We start from the raw sequence: 14601 nt of genomic DNA on the forward strand, positions 1-14601 counted from the left end.
CGGTGGCGCACGCGACCCGGCGAGGGGCGGTGGAGTCCGAGCGGCTCCGCCGCTGGAGCGGGGGCGCAGCCCCCGTGAGATGGGTGAGATCCCTACGCCGCCCCGTCGCCCCGGGCGATGGCGAGGAGCTCGGCGAGCACGCCGCCGGCCGTGCTCGCTCCGCCCACGCCCGCGCCCTGCACGACGAGCGGCCGCTCCGAGTGCCGGGCGCTCGTGAACGCGACGTACGCCTCCACGCCGACGAGGTGCGCGGCCGGATCGGCGAGCTCGACGGCCTCCGGCCCCACCCGCGCGGCCACCCTCCCGTCCGGCAGCGTCTGCACGCGCGCCAGGTGGCGGAGGACCTTCCCCTCCGCGCGGAGCGACTCCACGCGCCGGGAGAGCGCCTCGTCGTGCTCGCGCAGCGCGGCGATGAGGGCCTCCGGGGGACCGGGCACGAGCGCCTCGGGAGGGACGAGGGGCTCCACCTCCACGTCCTCCAGCGCGAGCTGCGCCCCCGTCTCGCGCGCGAGGATGAGGGCCTTGCGGGCGGCGTCGCGCCCGGAGAGGTCGTCCCGGGGGTCCTCCTCCGCGTACCCGAGCCCGATCGCCCAGCGGGTCGCGAGCGACAAGGGCACCCCGCGCGCGAGCTCGGTGCACAGGTAGCCGAGCGTCCCGGAGAGCGAGCCGACGATGGAGCGCACGCGGTCGCCGCTGCGGACGAGCCGGCGCAGCGTGCCGATCACCGGCAGGCTCGCGCCCACGGCGGTGTCGTAGCGGTACTGCCGGCCGTGGTGCCGGCGCGCCTCGCGGAGCTGCTCGCGCCGGCGCGGCGGCGCCGCCAGCGGCCGCTTGTTCGCGGCGACCACGTCGACGCCGCGCCGGAAGGCCTGCTCGTAGACGTCCTCCATCCCCTCCGCGGCGGTGAGGTCGACGAGGATCGGGCGCGGCAGCGCGGCGAGCCGGTCGAGCAGGGCCGGCGCGCTCGCGGCGTCGACGGGCCCCGTCTCCGGCGCGGCGGCGAGCAGCTCGCGCCAGCGGTCCAGGTCGATGCCCGCCTCGTCGAGGAGCGCGCGGCGCCGGTCGGCGATCCCCACCACCCGCACCACCGTCTCGTAGTCGAGCTCGAGCTCGGCGCCCTGCGCGCGGAGCTGCTCCAGCAGCTCCGACCCGACCTTGCCCTTGCCCAGCACGAGCAGCGACACCCCGTGCTCCGCGTACGCGCGGTCGATCGCGTCGCCCCCCTCGTCCGCCGCCTGGCGCCGGCGCCGCTCGCCGCGGAACTCGGCCACCATGTCGGACAGCCGGTCGACGTCGATGAGGAACGCGTCGTGGCCGTGCGGCGAGTCGAGGACGGCGAGCCGCGCGTTCGGCACGAGCGCGGCGACCTCCCGCTGCTCCCACGGCCAGTAGAGGACGTCGGAGTCGATCGAGACGACCAGCGTGGGCTGGCGGATGGACCGGAGCACCTCGTCGTAATCCCCGCGGGCGCGCGAGACGTCGTGCGTGTCCATCGCCTTCGTGAGGGCCACGTAGGTCGCGGGGTCGAAGCGGTCGACGAGCAGCCGGCCCTGGTAGCGCAGGTAGCTCTCGACCGCGTAGACGTCCTCGGTCTGGGGGCGGCGCCCGAAGCGCTGCTCGAACGACGGCTGGCTCCGGTACGAGAGCATCGCCATCATGCGCGCCGCGGCGAGCCCGGCCTCCGGCGGTTCGGCGGGATCGTAGGCGCCCCCGCCCCAGCGCGGGTCGGCGTAGATGGCCTGGCGCTGCGCCTCGGAGAGGCCGATGCACCACGCCGAGTGGCGCGCGGTCGAGGCGATGAACACCACCGACTCCACCAGCGCCGGGTAGAGCAGCGCCCACTCCAGCACCTGCATGCCGCCGAGCGAGCCGCCGATCGCCATCCGCACTCGGCGCACGCCGAGCGCGTCGACGAGCGCCTTCTGCACCCGCACCATGTCGCGCACGGTGATCGCCGGGAAGGCGCCGTAGTACGGCCTGCCGGTCCCAGGATCGATCGACGTGGGACCGGTCGTGCCGTAGCAGCTGCCCAGGATGTTCGAGCAGACGATGAAGTCGCGCGCGGGGTCCAGGGCGCGGCCCGGGCCGAACAGGCGCGTCCACCACTGGTCGGCGTCGGCCGAGCCGGTGAGCGCGTGGCACACGACCACGGCGTTGCCGCCGTCGGGCGCGAGGGTCCCCCACGTCCGGTACGCGATCTGGACGCGCTCCAGCCGGCCGCCCAGCTCGAGGTCGAGGCCGCCGGGCAGCTCCAGCGTCTGCGTCTCGGGCGAGACGAACGCCGCGCGCCCCGCCGCGGAGCGATCCGGACTGTCCGTCTTGGAGGTCATGGAGCGCGGAGGGTAGCGACGGGGGATCCGGGGTGTCAAGGCGAGGCGGCGTCGGACTCGGCTCGTCGAGCGCGCCTCACGGACGCGGGGCGTGCACCGGCGGCGGGGACGCGCGCGCCAGGTGCTCCGCGAGGAACGCGGCGGTCGCCTCCCAGCGGCGCACCACCGCGGTCGGCTCCGGGATCATGTGGGTCGCGCCCGCCACCGGCAACAGCTCGTAGCGGCGGCCGGCGCGGAACAGCGCGTCCCCGAGCTTCAGCGCGTGCGAGAAGAACACGTTGTCGTCGGCGGTCCCGTGGACCACGAGGAGCGGGCGCGCGAGGCCCGGGGCCCAGCCGAGGAGCGAGCTGCGGTCGTACCCGGCGCGGTTCTGCTCCGGCAGACCGAGATAACGCTCCGTGTAGTGCGTGTCGTAGTCGCGCCACTCCGCCACCGGCGCCCCCGCGACCGCCGCGTGGAACACGTCCGGCCGGCGCAGGACCGCGAGCGCGGCGGCGTAGCCGCCGAACGACCACCCGGTGATCCCCACGCGGCCGAGGTCCATGGCGGGGAGCTGCGCCGCGAGCGCCCGGAGCCCCGCGATCTGGTCCTCGAGCACGATCGTCGAGAAGTCGCCCTTCACGGCGCGCGAGAACGCCCGCCCGCGCCGGGTCGTGCCGCGGCCGTCGATCCGCACGACGACGAACCCCTGATCCGCGAGCCACTGCTCGGCGATCATCGGCGCGTGAACGGCGCGCGGCCCGGACGGCCCGCCGTAGACGTCCACGACCACCGGGAACCTCTCTCCGGGCGCCGCAGCGCGCGGACGAAGCACCGCGGCCCAGAGCCCCTGCCCCTCCCCGACGCGCCGCAGCTCGGTGGTGGGCGCGAACGGCGGCTCCTCCGCGACGCTGGGCAGCTCCGCGAGCCGCGCCCCGTCCCGGCCGAGCACCACCGTGCGGGCCGCTCGCGTGAGCGTGGTCCACGTCACCGCCACCGCGCCGCCCTTGCCGGCGGCGACCGCCCTCGCGAGCGTCGGGCGATCCTCTCCGAGCGCGATCGTCTCGGGGGAGCCGCCTCGTCGGGCGCGCTGCACCACCGTGCGCGTCGGATCCGGCGCGGCGGTGAAGACGAGCTCGTCCGCCTCGCCGTCGTAGCCGGCGAGCGCCACGAAGCCGGCCGCCGCGGGGACGACGCTCCGCAGCAGCGCACCGCCGGCGCCGCGCAGCTCGACCTCCGGCGCGCCGTTGCGCTCGGTCGCCCAGTAGAAGCTCCCGTCGACGCGGAAGCGCGGGAAGTCCTGGAAGAGCTCCACCCAGGCGTCGTCGCGCTCCGCGAGCAGCACCCGCGTCGCGCCGCTCGAGGGATCCGCCGCGAGCAGCCGCACCTCGGTCTGCGCGCGGTTCTGCACGACGAGGGCGAGCGGGCCGCCCCGCTCCCAGCGGACGGTCGCGAGGTACGGGAACGCCCTCCTGTCCCAGCGGATCCAGACCGGCCGGCCACCCGCCGCCGGGACGACCGCCAGCCGGACGGCGGCGTTCGCCGTCCCGGCGCGCGGGTACGCGACCTGCGCGCACGGTCGCTCCGGGCGCGCCGGGTCGCACAGCGCCCGCCGCTCCACCGGCGACTCGTCGACCTCGGCGTAGGCGAGGTGGCGCCCGTCCGGGGACCACCAGTACCCCTCGTGACGGTCCATCTCCTCCTGGGCGACGAACTCGGCGAGGCCGTTCGAGATCGACGCGGCCCGGGCGCGCGTGAGCCGCCGCGTCCGCCCCGTCGCGAGGTCGCGGACGTGGAGGTCGCGATCCGCCACGTACGCGAGCGCGCGGCCGTCGGGAGAGAAGCGCGGATCGATCACGCCGGCCGCGCCCGGCACGGGAGCGGAGGCGCCCGACGCGCGGTCGAGGAGCCAGAGCCGGCCGCCGATCGCGAACGCGATCCTGCGTCCGTCCGGGGACGGCGCGTAGTGGGTGACGCCGCGCGCGAGGACGCGCTGCCGCTCGAGCCGGGCGGCCTCCGCGGCGGTCGGCTCGAGCGCCGCGCCCACGAGGGCCGCGGGCGACACCACCTCGCGCGTGGCGCCGCTGCGGAGATCGGTCTCGAACAGGGACTGCACGCCCGCGCGCGGGCCCGAGCGGAGGAAGAGCGCGGTGCGCCCGTCCGGATCGACCTTCACGAGCGTCGGCCGCCCGGCGCGGAACCCGCGCGTCTCGGCGAGCTGGCGGAGGAAGGGGTCCTGCGGGGCGGGCGCGGGAGGCTGCGCCGCCGCCGCGGCGAGGACCAGCGAGCAGAGGAGCGTCACCATGGGGCCCGTGTCTTAGCACGGGCCTCGCCATGGTTCCGCGGGCGGCGCGCCGATCGGACGGGGCCTGCGCTCCCAACCCGCCGACCCGAGCGCGTCGAAGGGGCGGGACCCACGGGCGCTGCGACGGGGCGCGGTTCGGGAACCGCGGCTGCCCGTTCAGCGCATGCGGCTCGTGCGGGACGTGCGCTTCGCCGCGCCGCGGCGCGCCGTCCCGCGCTTCGTGGTCGCGCCGCGCCGGGTGCCGGTGGAGCTCTTCGCGGAGGAGCGACCGCCGCGGCTCTTCTTGCCGCCCTTGCGGCCGATCTCCGAGTAGAACTCCGGACCCCGCGCCCGAAGCGTCGCGTTCCCGCCCTTGCGCCCGGCGTCGCTGCGGGAGGCGCCGCTGCGGCGGCCTCCACGCGTGCGGGCCGTGGCGCTCTTCCGGTTCGTCGTCTTCTTCGGCATGCGTTCCCTTCTCCCGAGCGCCGTCGTGCGCTCGCTTTCCTTCGCGGGAAGGCTGCTCACGGTCGGTGGCACCCGCAAGCGCTGCGCGGGACGGCGGCCGCCGAGCTGGAAGCGCGCGCAGAGCAGATCGGCGAGCGGCTCGACGTCGTCGGCGTCGAGCAGGGGGACCGGCCGGCGCGCCGCGCGCGCGCCCACGACAGCGAAGACGCGCGCGTCCCCGTCGGCGAGGAGCGCCCGCGAGACGCCGGGACGGTACACCTCGATCCGCGGGAGCGGCTCGTGCTTGAAGCCCTCGGCGAGCACGAGATCGACCTCCGGGAGGAGCCGCGCGAGCGCCCGCGCGCCGCCCGCGGGCGGCCCGAAGTAGGCGAGCCCGCGGGGACCTTCGATGGCCGCGGCCAGCGCTCCCGCGCGGCGCAGGACGTCGGTGTCCTTCCCGGGGACGTCGAAGGGATGCGCGTGGCTGGTGTGCTTCAGCACGCCCACGCGCACGCCGCGGCCGACCAGCGCGGGGATGAGCCGCGACAGGAGCCGCGTCTTGCCCGCGCCCGAGGAGCCCGAGACCGCCACGATGGGCGGCCGCCCCGCGCTCACGCGTCGTCGCCGAGCAGCCACGCCGTCACCTCCGCGCCCGCGTGGAGATCCCCCGCGTCCGCGGGGACGAGCAGGATCGCATCCGCGAGCGCCGGTCCCCGGACCTGGGCCGCGTCCTTCCCGAGCGGTCGCGCCCGACCGTCGCCCTCGAGCCGCGCCCACAGCAGCCGCGCGCGACCGGGCTTGCCCGCGGTGGCCTCGGCGAGGCGCACCGGCGCGGAGAGACGAAAGCGGCGCGCGGCTCCGGCGCGGGCGAGCAGCGCCGGGCGAGCGAACACCTCGAACGCCGCGAGGCACGCCGATGGGCTCCCGGGGAGGCCGAGCACGGGCGTCGCGCCGAGCAGGGCGAACAGGAACGGCTTGCCGGGCTTCATCGGGACGCCGTGCACGCGCACGTCCGCGCCGAGGCCGGCGAGCGCCGCGGGGACGTGGTCGCGCTCGCCGATGGACACTCCGCCGATGGTGAGCACCGCGTCGCAGCGGCGCGCGGCGTCGGAGATCGCGGCCGCGACGGCGTCGAGCCGGTCCTCCACGGCGCGCCGCTCGACCTCCGCCCCGAGCGCGCGCACGAGCCCTGCCACCGCCACGCCGTTCGAGTCCGGCGTGCGCCCGGTGACGACCTCGTCGCCGGTGGAGAGCACCGCCACCCTCGCCCGGCGCCGCACGCGCACGGGGTCCGCGCGGACGGCCGCGAGGAGCGCGGCCTGGCGCGCGCCGAGGCGGGCCCCGGCCTCCAGCGCGAGCCCGCCCGCCACCACGTCCTCGCCCGCGAGCCGCACGTTGTCGCCGCGGCGCGCAGCCTCGAGGAACCGCACGCGCTCGCCGTCCGGCCGCGTCGCCTCCTCGCGCACCACGGTGTCCGCCCCCGGGGGCAGCGGGGCCCCGGTGAAGATGCGGACGGCGGCACCCGGCGCGAGCGCCGCGCCCGCCGCATCGCCGGCGTAGCGCGCGCCGGTCACCGCGAGCGTGCACGCTCCGCGAACGTCCTCGGCGCGGATCGCGTAGCCGTCCATCGCGGAGCAGGTGTCCGGCGGCGCGGGGACCCGCGCGAGGGCGGGACCCGCCAGGTACCGGCCGGCGGCGTCGCGGAGCGCGACCTCCTCGTCGTCGAGCGGCGAGACCGCGGCGATCACCGCGTCCCGGATGCGGAAGAGCTTCTCCATGCGCGCGCATCATGCCACGCACACCCCGGCGCGGCGCCGCGCGCGCGCGCGGGAGGTCCTGCCCGGAGGTCGTTTCGCGGCGAGCTCGCGCGCCGCGCCAAGCAGGCGCCTGGCCGTCCCGTGAAGCGGGGATGGAACGAGCCCCCGATCGAGCGGGCGCAGTCGCCCGCGCCGGACGAGGCGTCGGCCGCGCCTCCGCAATCCTTGCGCACAGTGGAGGGGCCCCGAACCGCAAACGCAACGTCTGCACGAACCGCGGTATAAAACCCCGGGCGTACGCGGGCCTAGCTCGTGCAAACAGACGCCGATCAAGAAGCTGACTTCCAGCGGCGGGAGGAACTCGAGGTGCTTTCGAACGCTCCGATCTCGGACTGCAACGCCTGCTCGCTGGGTCTTGCCTCGCAGGGACGCTGTCGCCTCACCCCCACCACGCGCGAGTCGGGCGCCACCATCTGCGCGCAGGGGGAGCGCCCGCGGACCGTGTACTTCGTCAAGGAGGGCTTCGTCGCCCTCTCCGCGGTGAGCCCCCGCGGCTCGGAGCTGCTCCTCTCGCTCCGCGGCCCGACCTCGCTGCTCTGCACCGAGTCGCTGCACGGCGAGCCGTCGCCGTTCGAGGTCCGGGCGCTGTCGCGCGTGAAGATCTGCGGCATCGGCGGCGACGCGATGTCCCAGTGGATCGGGCCCGAGAAGAGCGCAGCCCGCGTGGTGCTCGACCTCCTCCTCACCGAGTCCCGGGCCCAGCGCGACGAGGTGAACTGGCGGCAGGGCGACTGCCTCTCGCGCGTCGCGCGGTTCGCCCTCGCGCACGCGCGGTTCCTCGCCGATCGCCCCAACGCCGTCCGCAAGCAGGTCGTCGCGCGGCTGCTGGGCATGCGCCCGGAGACCCTCTCGCGCTGCCTCACGAAGCTCGAGAAGGACGGCGTCGTCGACGCCTCGCGCGGCGTCCGCGTGCTCGATCACCGCCGGCTGGCGGCCATCGCGATGGAAGACAACGCCGCCTGATCCCTGTTAAGAGAGGGCCGGGCCACAGAGGCGAGAAAGGACTCCCGCATGTTTCCCAAGCTCGGAATGGGCGAGCTCGTCGTCATCCTGCTGATCGTCGTGATCCTGTTCGGCGCGAGCAAGCTCCCACAGCTCGGCGCTGGCCTCGGCCAGGGCATCCGCAGCTTCAAGAAGTCGTTCAGCGGCGAGGACGAGGAGAAGCCGTCCACCCCCGGCGCGACTTCCTCGGACGAGGCGTCGAAGGCCAAGCAGGCGTAGTCGCGCCAGCTCGCCCCGCTGTAACCAGATCTTGTCCACCCTCTGCGGGGGCGAGCGCGTCGCGTTCGCCCCCGTGCCGTTTCCGTCTCCAGAGACCTGAGGCACGTGGCCGCATCCGCCCCTGAGAGCTCGCCGGCTGCGACTGGCAGCGGGCGACCTGGAGACGCCCCGGGCGTGTCGCGGGCCCGGGCGAGGCGGATCGCGTCCCACCTCGCCCTCACGATCGGGTCGCGCCGCGGGCATCCCCCTTGAATGGATGTAGGGCACGTACACGGGGGACAGCGATGAAGCGAATCCTGGTGGCGGTGGACGGTTCCGACTCCTCCCTCAAGGCGGCGCGCATGGCCGCGGACATCGCGCTCCGCTTCGGCGCCAAGCTGACGCTCGTCCACGTGGTACCGAAGCTGCTCCTCCCTCCCGACGTGTACGGGCTCACGATCGCCGAGGTCGAGAAGGAGCACCGCGCGTACGCCGATCGGCTGCTCGAGAAGGCGGTGGAGTCGATCGAGGAGCCCTCGGTCGAGGTCGACACGGCCGTGCTGTACGGCGCGCCCGCGGAGGCGATCGCCGAGACGGCCGCGGCGACCGACGTCGGGATGATCGTGATCGGCAGCCGGGGTCACGGCGCGGTCGCGCGGATGTTCCTCGGCAGCGTCTCGGACCGGCTCGTCCACATCAGCCCGAAGCCGGTGCTCGTGGTGCATTGAGCTCACGGGGCGGCGCCCCGGCGCGCCCGCTTCGCTCGCGGGAGCGGCGCCCTTCGCCGCACCGCCTCCTCGTCGCTGGCGGAGCTCTCGCTCGTGCTCTCCTCGCCCGACGCGTCTGGAGGTCCCCCGACGGTCGTGCCAGAATCGACCCCCATGATCTCGGTCGCCGACTTCATGTCGAAGGATCTCGTCACCGTGGGCGAGTCCGACGACCTCGCGCTCGCGGAGTCCCTGCTCCGCCTGAGCGGCATCCGCCACCTCCCCGTCGTCAAGGACGGCCGCCTCGTCGGGCTCGTCACCCAGCGTGACGTGCTCCGCTCCGGCCAGTCCGGCCGGTCCGGCGCGAGGACGCTGGCGGTGTCGGAGGTCATGACGCGCGACCTCACCACCGTCCGCCCGGCCACGGCGCTCTCCCAGGCGGCGCGCCTCATGCTGGAGCGCAAGTACGGGTGCCTGCCGGTCTGCGACGAGGAGGGGCGCCTCGTGGGCATCGTCACGGAGGCCGACTTCGTCCGCTTCGCCGCCGACGTGGTGCGCGACCTCGACCTCGTCGCAGACGCGGTGCGGGCTCAGGAGCGCGCCGGCCGCGCTTGAGCCGCCCCCCTCCCCCCCCCGACGACGCGCTGCGTCCAGCGACCTGGGGACCGGCGCCGGGCCGTCCGCCCGTTGACCGGCGGGGGGCGCGCGCTTAGATGACCGGCGTGCCCGAGACTGTGTTCGAGGAGCTGAAGCGGTACGTCGGCTGGGGCGATGGGGACGAGCGGGCGCTCCGCAGCCTCCACGGCGCGGCCGCCCCTCACTTCCCGCGGCTCGCCGAGGAGTTCTACGATCGCATCCTCGGACACGAGGGCGCGCGCACTGCCCTCGTCGGCGGCGAGAGCCAGGTCGGCCACCTGAAGGTCACGATGATCGCGTGGCTGGACGAGCTGCTCGGCGGCCCGTGGGACGAGGCGTACTGGGACCGGCGCTACCGCATCGGGCGCGTCCACGTCCGGATCGGGCTGCCTCAGCACTACATGTTCGGCGCGATGAACGTGCACCGCACCGGGCTCGCGCGCCTCGCCTACGAGCGCTTCCACGGGGATCCCCCGGAGCTCGAGCGGGTGCGCAACGCGCTCGGGAAGGTGCTCGACCTCGAGCTGGCGGTCATGCTGCACACCTACCGGGAGGACCTCCTCGCGCAGCAGGCGCGCGTCGAGCGACTCTCGACCTTCGGGCAGCTCGTCGGATCGATCGGCCACGACCTCCGCAACCCGCTCGGCGTCATCGAGACGTCGCTCTACATCCTCCGCACGCGCACCGGCGAGGACGAGCGCGCCCGCAAGCACCTCGACCGCATCGGCGAGCAGCTCGGCGTGGCGAACGGGATCATCACCAACCTGCTCGACATGATCCGTGACCGGCCGCTCGCGCGCGAGCCCGTCGAGCTCGCGGCCGTGGTGGGCGGGGCGGCGGAGTCGGTGAGGCGCCCCACGGGCGTGTCGCTGGCGCTGGAGGGGCTCGACGCCCTGCCGCCGGTGGAGGGCGATCCGGGCCAGCTGCGCCAGGTGTTCGTCAACCTGCTCGAGAACGCCGTGTTCGCGGCGTCGCCAGAGGGCGTGGTCGCCGTGCGCGCCAGCCGCGCGGACGGGCTCGTCGCGCTCGACGTGGAGGACTCCGGGCCCGGGGTCGACCCCGCCACGCGCCGCCGCCTCTTCGAGCCGCTCATCACCACCAAGGACAAGGGCATCGGCCTCGGGCTCGCGCTCGTGAAGCGGATCGCGGAGCGCCATGGGGGCACGGTCGAGTACTCCGACCGGCCCGGCGGCGGCGCCCGCTTCACCGTCCGCCTGCCCGCCTGAGCCTCCGGAGCCGCCACGAATGCGCCGTTACCTGATCGTCGACGACAACCGCGACTTCGCCGAGAACCTCGCCGAGATCCTGCGCGACGGCGGCGACGAGGTCGCCATCGCGGAGAACGGGCAGGAGGCGCTCGCGCTCGCGCGGAAGACGCGCTTCGACGCGCTGCTCACCGACATGCGCATGCCGCTCATGGGCGGGGCGGAGCTCGTGCACGAGCTCCGGCGCATCGACCCGGGCGCCGCCGCCATGGTCATCACCGCCCACGTGGCCGACGACGCGCTCGAGGCCGCCCGGCGCGAGGGGCTCCTCGCGGTCCTGCCCAAGCCGGTCGCGGTGCCCCGGATCCTCGATCTCCTCGCGGCGGCGCGCCGCGACGGGCTGGTCGCGGTGGTCGAGGACGACTCGCGCATGTCCGACAACCTCTGCGAGGCGCTCCGCGGGCGGGGCTTCGCCGCGGTCACGGCGGCGTCGGTGACCGAGACCGAGCGGCTCGGCCCGGTCGAGCCCTTCTGCGCGCTCGTCGACCTGCGCGTCCCCGGCGGCGCGGACGGCGACGCGCTGCGCCGCCTCCGCGAGCGGTTCCCCGGGCTGCCGGTGATCGTCGTCACCGGCACCCACGAGGTCCCGCCGGTCCCGCACCAGGGGTACTTCACGAAGCCGTTCGACACCGCCGAGCTCCTCTCGGCGGTCGAGCGCCTCCATCGCGAGCGCGGGCAGACGGTGGTCCCCGAATGAAGAGCGCCCCGAAGCCGAAGCCCGCGCGCATCCTCGTCGTCGACGACAACGCGGGGCTCGTCGACAACCTCTGCGAGATCCTGGACGGCGCGGGGTACCGCGCGCGCGGCGCGGGATCCTGCCGGGAGGCGCTGGAGAGCGCACGCGACGGGTTCGACGTCGCCCTCGTGGACCTGCGCCTGCCCGACGGCGACGGCACCGCGCTCGCGCCGCAGCTCAAGGATCTGTCGCCCGACGGCGAGGTCGTGCTCCTCACCGGCTTCGCCACGCTCGAGTCCGCCGTGGCGGCGGTCCGCGCCGGCGCCTGCGCCTACCTCGTGAAGCCCTGCGCCACCCAGGAGCTGCTCGTCACGGTCGAGCAGGCGATGCGGCAGGTGCGCCTCCACGTGGAGAAGCGCGACCTCTCGCGGCGGGCCCAGATGGCCGAGAAGCTCGCCGCGGTCGGCACCATGACGGCAGGGCTCTCGCACGAGATCCGCAACCCCCTGAACGCCGCCGCCCTGCAGCTCTCGGTGCTGGAGCGGCGCGTCCAGCGGCTCGAGAAGTCGGCGCAGGGGGCGCTGCTCGAGCCGCTCACGCTCGTGCGCGACGAGATCCGCCGGCTCGATCACATCCTCGAGGACTTCCTCCAGTTCGCCCGGCCGCGCGAGTTCGTGGCGAAGCCGGTCGAGGTGGGAGTGCTCGTGAACCGCGTGCTCGACCTGCTGGGGGCGCAGGCCGAGCGGCGCGCGGTCCGGCTCGAGCGCGACCTCGAGACCGTGGCGGCGGTCGCCGGCGACGAGGAGCGCCTGCGCCAGGTGCTCGTGAACTTCGGCCTGAACGCGCTGGAGGCGGTGAAGGACGGGGGCCTCGTGCGCGTGTCCTGCCGCGAGGCGCCTCCGGCGAGCGGGCGGCCCGACGGCCCGCGCCAGGTGGCCATCGTGATCGACGACGACGGGCCGGGCGTGCCGGCCGAGTCGCGCGACCGCATCTTCGAGCCCTTCTTCACGACCAAGGCGAAGGGCTCGGGCCTCGGCCTCTCCATCGTGCACGCCATCGTGACCCAGCACGGCGGCACGATCACGGTGTCCGAGTCGCCCGAGGGCGGCGCGCGCTTCACGCTCGAGCTGCCCCAGACGCGCTGAGGGGCGCGCGCTCGCCGGCGCTTCGTCGCCCGCGGCGCGCACCCGGCTTTCGCGGCCCGCGGGCGGGAACCGTGATCTAGAGTCCGCGCATGCACCGCTTCCGCGCTCCCTGGGATCGCGCTCTCCGCTTCACGAGCGCGCTCGCGCTGGCCGTCCTCGCTGCGGCGGCCGGAACGACCCTCCTCACGGCCGCCCGCCAGGGCTGGCGCCCGGCCCTCGTCGCCCTCTCGATCCTCGTCGCGCTCGTCCCGCTCGCCGTGTGGGCCCTCGCGCCGCGGGAGTTCGTGATCGGCGCGGGGTTCCTCCGCGTGGAGCGGAACGCCTGGCCGGCCCGCCTCGTGCCGCTGCGCGCGATCACCGCGGCGGAGCCCCTCGCGCCGGCGGCGATGCGGGGCGCGCTGCGGCTCCTCGGCACGAGCGGTCTCTTCGGGCACTACGGGCTGTTCCGCTCGCGCGCGCTCGGGCGGTTCCGGATGTACGCGACGCGCGGCTCGGGGCTCGTCCTCGTGCGCGCCGGGACCGTGCAGTACGTCCTCTCGCCGGACCGCCCCGAGGCCTTCCTCGCCACCCTCGCGGCGTCCACGGCCGCCGCCCCGCGCGGCGGCTAGCGCCGACGCGCCGCGGGCCCGCGCGGCGGGCCCTACTCCGCTCCGCCCGCCTTCTCTGCCGGCTCGAGGTCCTCGCGCTCGCGCGGCTCCCGCGCGCCGGAGGCGTACTCCTTCAGGCGGTACTGGATCTTGCGCACGCTGATGCCGAGGATCTCGGCCGCGCGCGACGTCGAGCCGCCGACCATCTCCAGGGTCCGCAGGATGGCCTCGCGCTCGATCTCGTAGAGGGTGGCCCCGGGGATGAGCGCGCCCGGCGATCGCTCCCGCGGCCGCGGGCCGCGCAGCGTGGGCGGCAGGTCGTCCGCGGTGAGCTCCGAGCCCTTGCAGAGGACGACGGCGCGCTCGACGACGTTCTCGAGCTCGCGCACGTTGCCCGGCCAGTCGTGCGACAGGAGCGCGTTCAGCGTGCCGGGCGCGAGCCCGCGGATCTCCTTGCCGTAGGCCTTCGCGTACTTGTCGATGAAGTGGCTGACGAGCGCGGGGATGTCGCCCTTGCGCTGGCGGAGCGGCGGGAGCGTGACGGCGACGACGTTCAACCGATAGTAGAGGTCCTCGCGGAACTTCGCGGCCTTCACCTCCGCGGCGAGGTCGCGGTTCGTCGCCGCGACGAGCCGCACGTCCACCTTGATGGTCTGCGTCCCGCCGACCCGCTCGAACTCCTTCTGCTGCAGCACGCGCAGCAGCTTGATCTGCAGCGCGGGCGAGATGTCGCCGATCTCGTCGAGGAACAGCGTCCCGCCGTCGGCGAGCTCGAAGCGCCCCTCCTTGCGGCCGATGGCGCCGGTGAAGGCGCCCTTCTCGTGGCCGAACAGCTCGGACTCGAGCAGCGTCTCCGAGAGCGCCGCGCAGTTCACCTTGATGAACGGCTTGTCGGAGCGCGGGGACTCCTCGTGGAGCGCCTGGGCGATGAGCTCCTTGCCGGTGCCCGACTCCCCGAGGATGAGCACGGTGGCGCGGGTGGGCGCCGCGCGCTTCACGACCTCGTAGACCGCCTGCAGCTCGGGCGCGTCGCCGACGATGTTGTGGAACCGGTACCGCTCGCGGACGCGCTCGCGCAGGTTGGCGGTGTCGCGCTGGAGGCGCAGCTTCTCGAGCGCCTTCTCGAGCACCACGATGACCGCGTTCACGTCGAGCGGCTTGACGAGGTAGTTCTCCGCCCCCGCCCGCATCGCCTCGACGGCGGCCTCCACGCTCGCGAACGCGGTCATCATCACGAAGACCGCGTCGGAGCCCTGCTCCCGCGCGCGCTTGAGCAGCGTGATGCCGTCCATGCGCGGCATGCGCACGTCGGCGAGCACCGCCGCGGGCGCGAACCCCGGGAGGAGCGCCAGGGCCTCCTCGCCGTCCGCCGCCTCGGCGATCTCGTACCCCTCCTCGGTGAGGATCGTTCGGAGCGCGACGCGCGCGTTCTGCTCGTCGTCGACGACGAGGATCCGCTCCTTCCCCGAGCGGGCGGCCGTGTTCGGAATGTTCACCGTTCTCCCTCAGCCAAGCGCAAACCGTGCAGGAC

Annotated in this window: 13 protein-coding genes; 8 read left to right on the forward strand and 5 right to left on the reverse strand. The window is 75.1% G+C overall.

Going from position 1 to position 14601, the window contains the following annotated elements; translation table 11 throughout:
* Positions 1-92 precede the first annotated feature (92 nt).
* The 4 genes from metX to glp all read right to left on the reverse strand — a co-directional run bounded on the left by metX (position 93) and on the right by glp (position 6815).
* Complete coding sequence (gene metX, locus ANAE109_RS12445) at positions 93-2330, reverse strand: homoserine O-acetyltransferase (protein WP_012097219.1); 2238 nt, start codon at positions 2328-2330, stop codon at positions 93-95.
* A 76-nt stretch (positions 2331-2406) separates the two neighbouring features.
* The gene (locus ANAE109_RS12450; RefSeq protein ID WP_012097220.1) at positions 2407-4614 is read right to left on the reverse strand and encodes a DPP IV N-terminal domain-containing protein; all 2208 of its coding nucleotides are present in this window, start codon (positions 4612-4614) and stop codon (positions 2407-2409) included.
* A 156-nt stretch (positions 4615-4770) separates the two neighbouring features.
* Positions 4771-5652, reverse strand: coding sequence for a molybdopterin-guanine dinucleotide biosynthesis protein B (gene mobB / locus ANAE109_RS25790; RefSeq protein ID WP_012097221.1), 882 nt, complete (start codon positions 5650-5652; stop codon positions 4771-4773).
* A complete protein-coding gene (gene glp / locus ANAE109_RS12460) occupies positions 5649-6815 on the reverse strand; it encodes a gephyrin-like molybdotransferase Glp (RefSeq protein ID WP_012097222.1) in 1167 nt (388 codons plus the stop codon). Before glp ends, mobB begins: the two co-directional genes overlap by 4 nt.
* Positions 6816-7160: 345 nt before the next feature.
* Between glp and ANAE109_RS12465 the strand changes: the two genes are divergently transcribed.
* The 8 genes from ANAE109_RS12465 (at position 7161) to ANAE109_RS12500 (ending at position 13091) form a co-directional block, all read left to right on the forward strand.
* Positions 7161-7817, forward strand: a complete 657-nt coding sequence (locus ANAE109_RS12465) for a Crp/Fnr family transcriptional regulator (protein ID WP_012097223.1) — start codon at positions 7161-7163, stop codon at positions 7815-7817.
* A 48-nt stretch (positions 7818-7865) separates the two neighbouring features.
* Positions 7866-8075 carry a twin-arginine translocase TatA/TatE family subunit gene (gene tatA, locus ANAE109_RS12470; protein ID WP_012097224.1) on the forward strand — a complete coding sequence of 70 codons (210 nt, stop codon included), beginning with the start codon at positions 7866-7868 and terminating at the stop codon, positions 8073-8075.
* 284 nt (positions 8076-8359) lie between these two features.
* A complete protein-coding gene (locus ANAE109_RS12475; protein ID WP_012097225.1) occupies positions 8360-8782 on the forward strand; it encodes a universal stress protein in 423 nt (140 codons plus the stop codon).
* 153 nt (positions 8783-8935) lie between these two features.
* Complete coding sequence (locus tag ANAE109_RS12480) at positions 8936-9376, forward strand: CBS domain-containing protein (protein WP_041448315.1); 441 nt, start codon at positions 8936-8938, stop codon at positions 9374-9376.
* Positions 9377-9483: 107 nt separating this feature from the next.
* Complete coding sequence (locus ANAE109_RS12485) at positions 9484-10623, forward strand: sensor histidine kinase (RefSeq protein ID WP_041449138.1); 1140 nt, start codon at positions 9484-9486, stop codon at positions 10621-10623.
* 19 nt (positions 10624-10642) lie between these two features.
* Positions 10643-11359 carry a response regulator gene (locus ANAE109_RS12490; protein WP_012097228.1) on the forward strand — a complete coding sequence of 239 codons (717 nt, stop codon included), beginning with the start codon at positions 10643-10645 and terminating at the stop codon, positions 11357-11359.
* Entirely contained in the window at positions 11356-12483 is a 1128-nt protein-coding gene (locus ANAE109_RS12495; RefSeq protein ID WP_012097229.1) for an ATP-binding protein, read from the forward strand. Before ANAE109_RS12490 ends, ANAE109_RS12495 begins: the two co-directional genes overlap by 4 nt.
* Positions 12484-12572: 89 nt before the next feature.
* Positions 12573-13091: a PH domain-containing protein gene (locus ANAE109_RS12500; RefSeq protein WP_012097230.1), complete on the forward strand. Its 519-nt coding sequence runs from the start codon at positions 12573-12575 to the stop codon at positions 13089-13091.
* A 32-nt stretch (positions 13092-13123) separates the two neighbouring features.
* Here ANAE109_RS12500 and ANAE109_RS12505 read toward each other — a convergent pair whose 3' ends face one another.
* Positions 13124-14560: a sigma-54 dependent transcriptional regulator gene (locus tag ANAE109_RS12505; protein WP_049768720.1), complete on the reverse strand. Its 1437-nt coding sequence runs from the start codon at positions 14558-14560 to the stop codon at positions 13124-13126.
* Positions 14561-14601: the final 41 nt, after the last annotated feature.

Source organism: Anaeromyxobacter sp. Fw109-5, assembly GCF_000017505.1.
Classification (GTDB): Bacteria; Myxococcota; Myxococcia; order Myxococcales; family Anaeromyxobacteraceae; genus Anaeromyxobacter.

What these genes read in the sequence shown, in the direction of transcription:
- ANAE109_RS12480 (WP_041448315.1), top strand. Translation starts at nt 8,936, where the DNA reads ATGATCTCGGTCGCCGACTTCATGTCGAAGGATCTCGTCACCGTGGGC.
- ANAE109_RS12495 (WP_012097229.1), top strand. Translation starts at nt 11,356, where the DNA reads ATGAAGAGCGCCCCGAAGCCGAAGCCCGCGCGCATCCTCGTCGTCGAC.
- ANAE109_RS12500 (WP_012097230.1), top strand. Translation starts at nt 12,573, where the DNA reads ATGCACCGCTTCCGCGCTCCCTGGGATCGCGCTCTCCGCTTCACGAGC.
- metX (WP_012097219.1), bottom strand. Translation starts at nt 2,330, where the DNA reads ATGACCTCCAAGACGGACAGTCCGGATCGCTCCGCGGCGGGGCGCGCG.
- ANAE109_RS12490 (WP_012097228.1), top strand. Translation starts at nt 10,643, where the DNA reads ATGCGCCGTTACCTGATCGTCGACGACAACCGCGACTTCGCCGAGAAC.
- ANAE109_RS12450 (WP_012097220.1), bottom strand. Translation starts at nt 4,614, where the DNA reads ATGGTGACGCTCCTCTGCTCGCTGGTCCTCGCCGCGGCGGCGGCGCAG.
- glp (WP_012097222.1), bottom strand. Translation starts at nt 6,815, where the DNA reads ATGGAGAAGCTCTTCCGCATCCGGGACGCGGTGATCGCCGCGGTCTCG.
- tatA (WP_012097224.1), top strand. Translation starts at nt 7,866, where the DNA reads ATGTTTCCCAAGCTCGGAATGGGCGAGCTCGTCGTCATCCTGCTGATC.
- ANAE109_RS12475 (WP_012097225.1), top strand. Translation starts at nt 8,360, where the DNA reads ATGAAGCGAATCCTGGTGGCGGTGGACGGTTCCGACTCCTCCCTCAAG.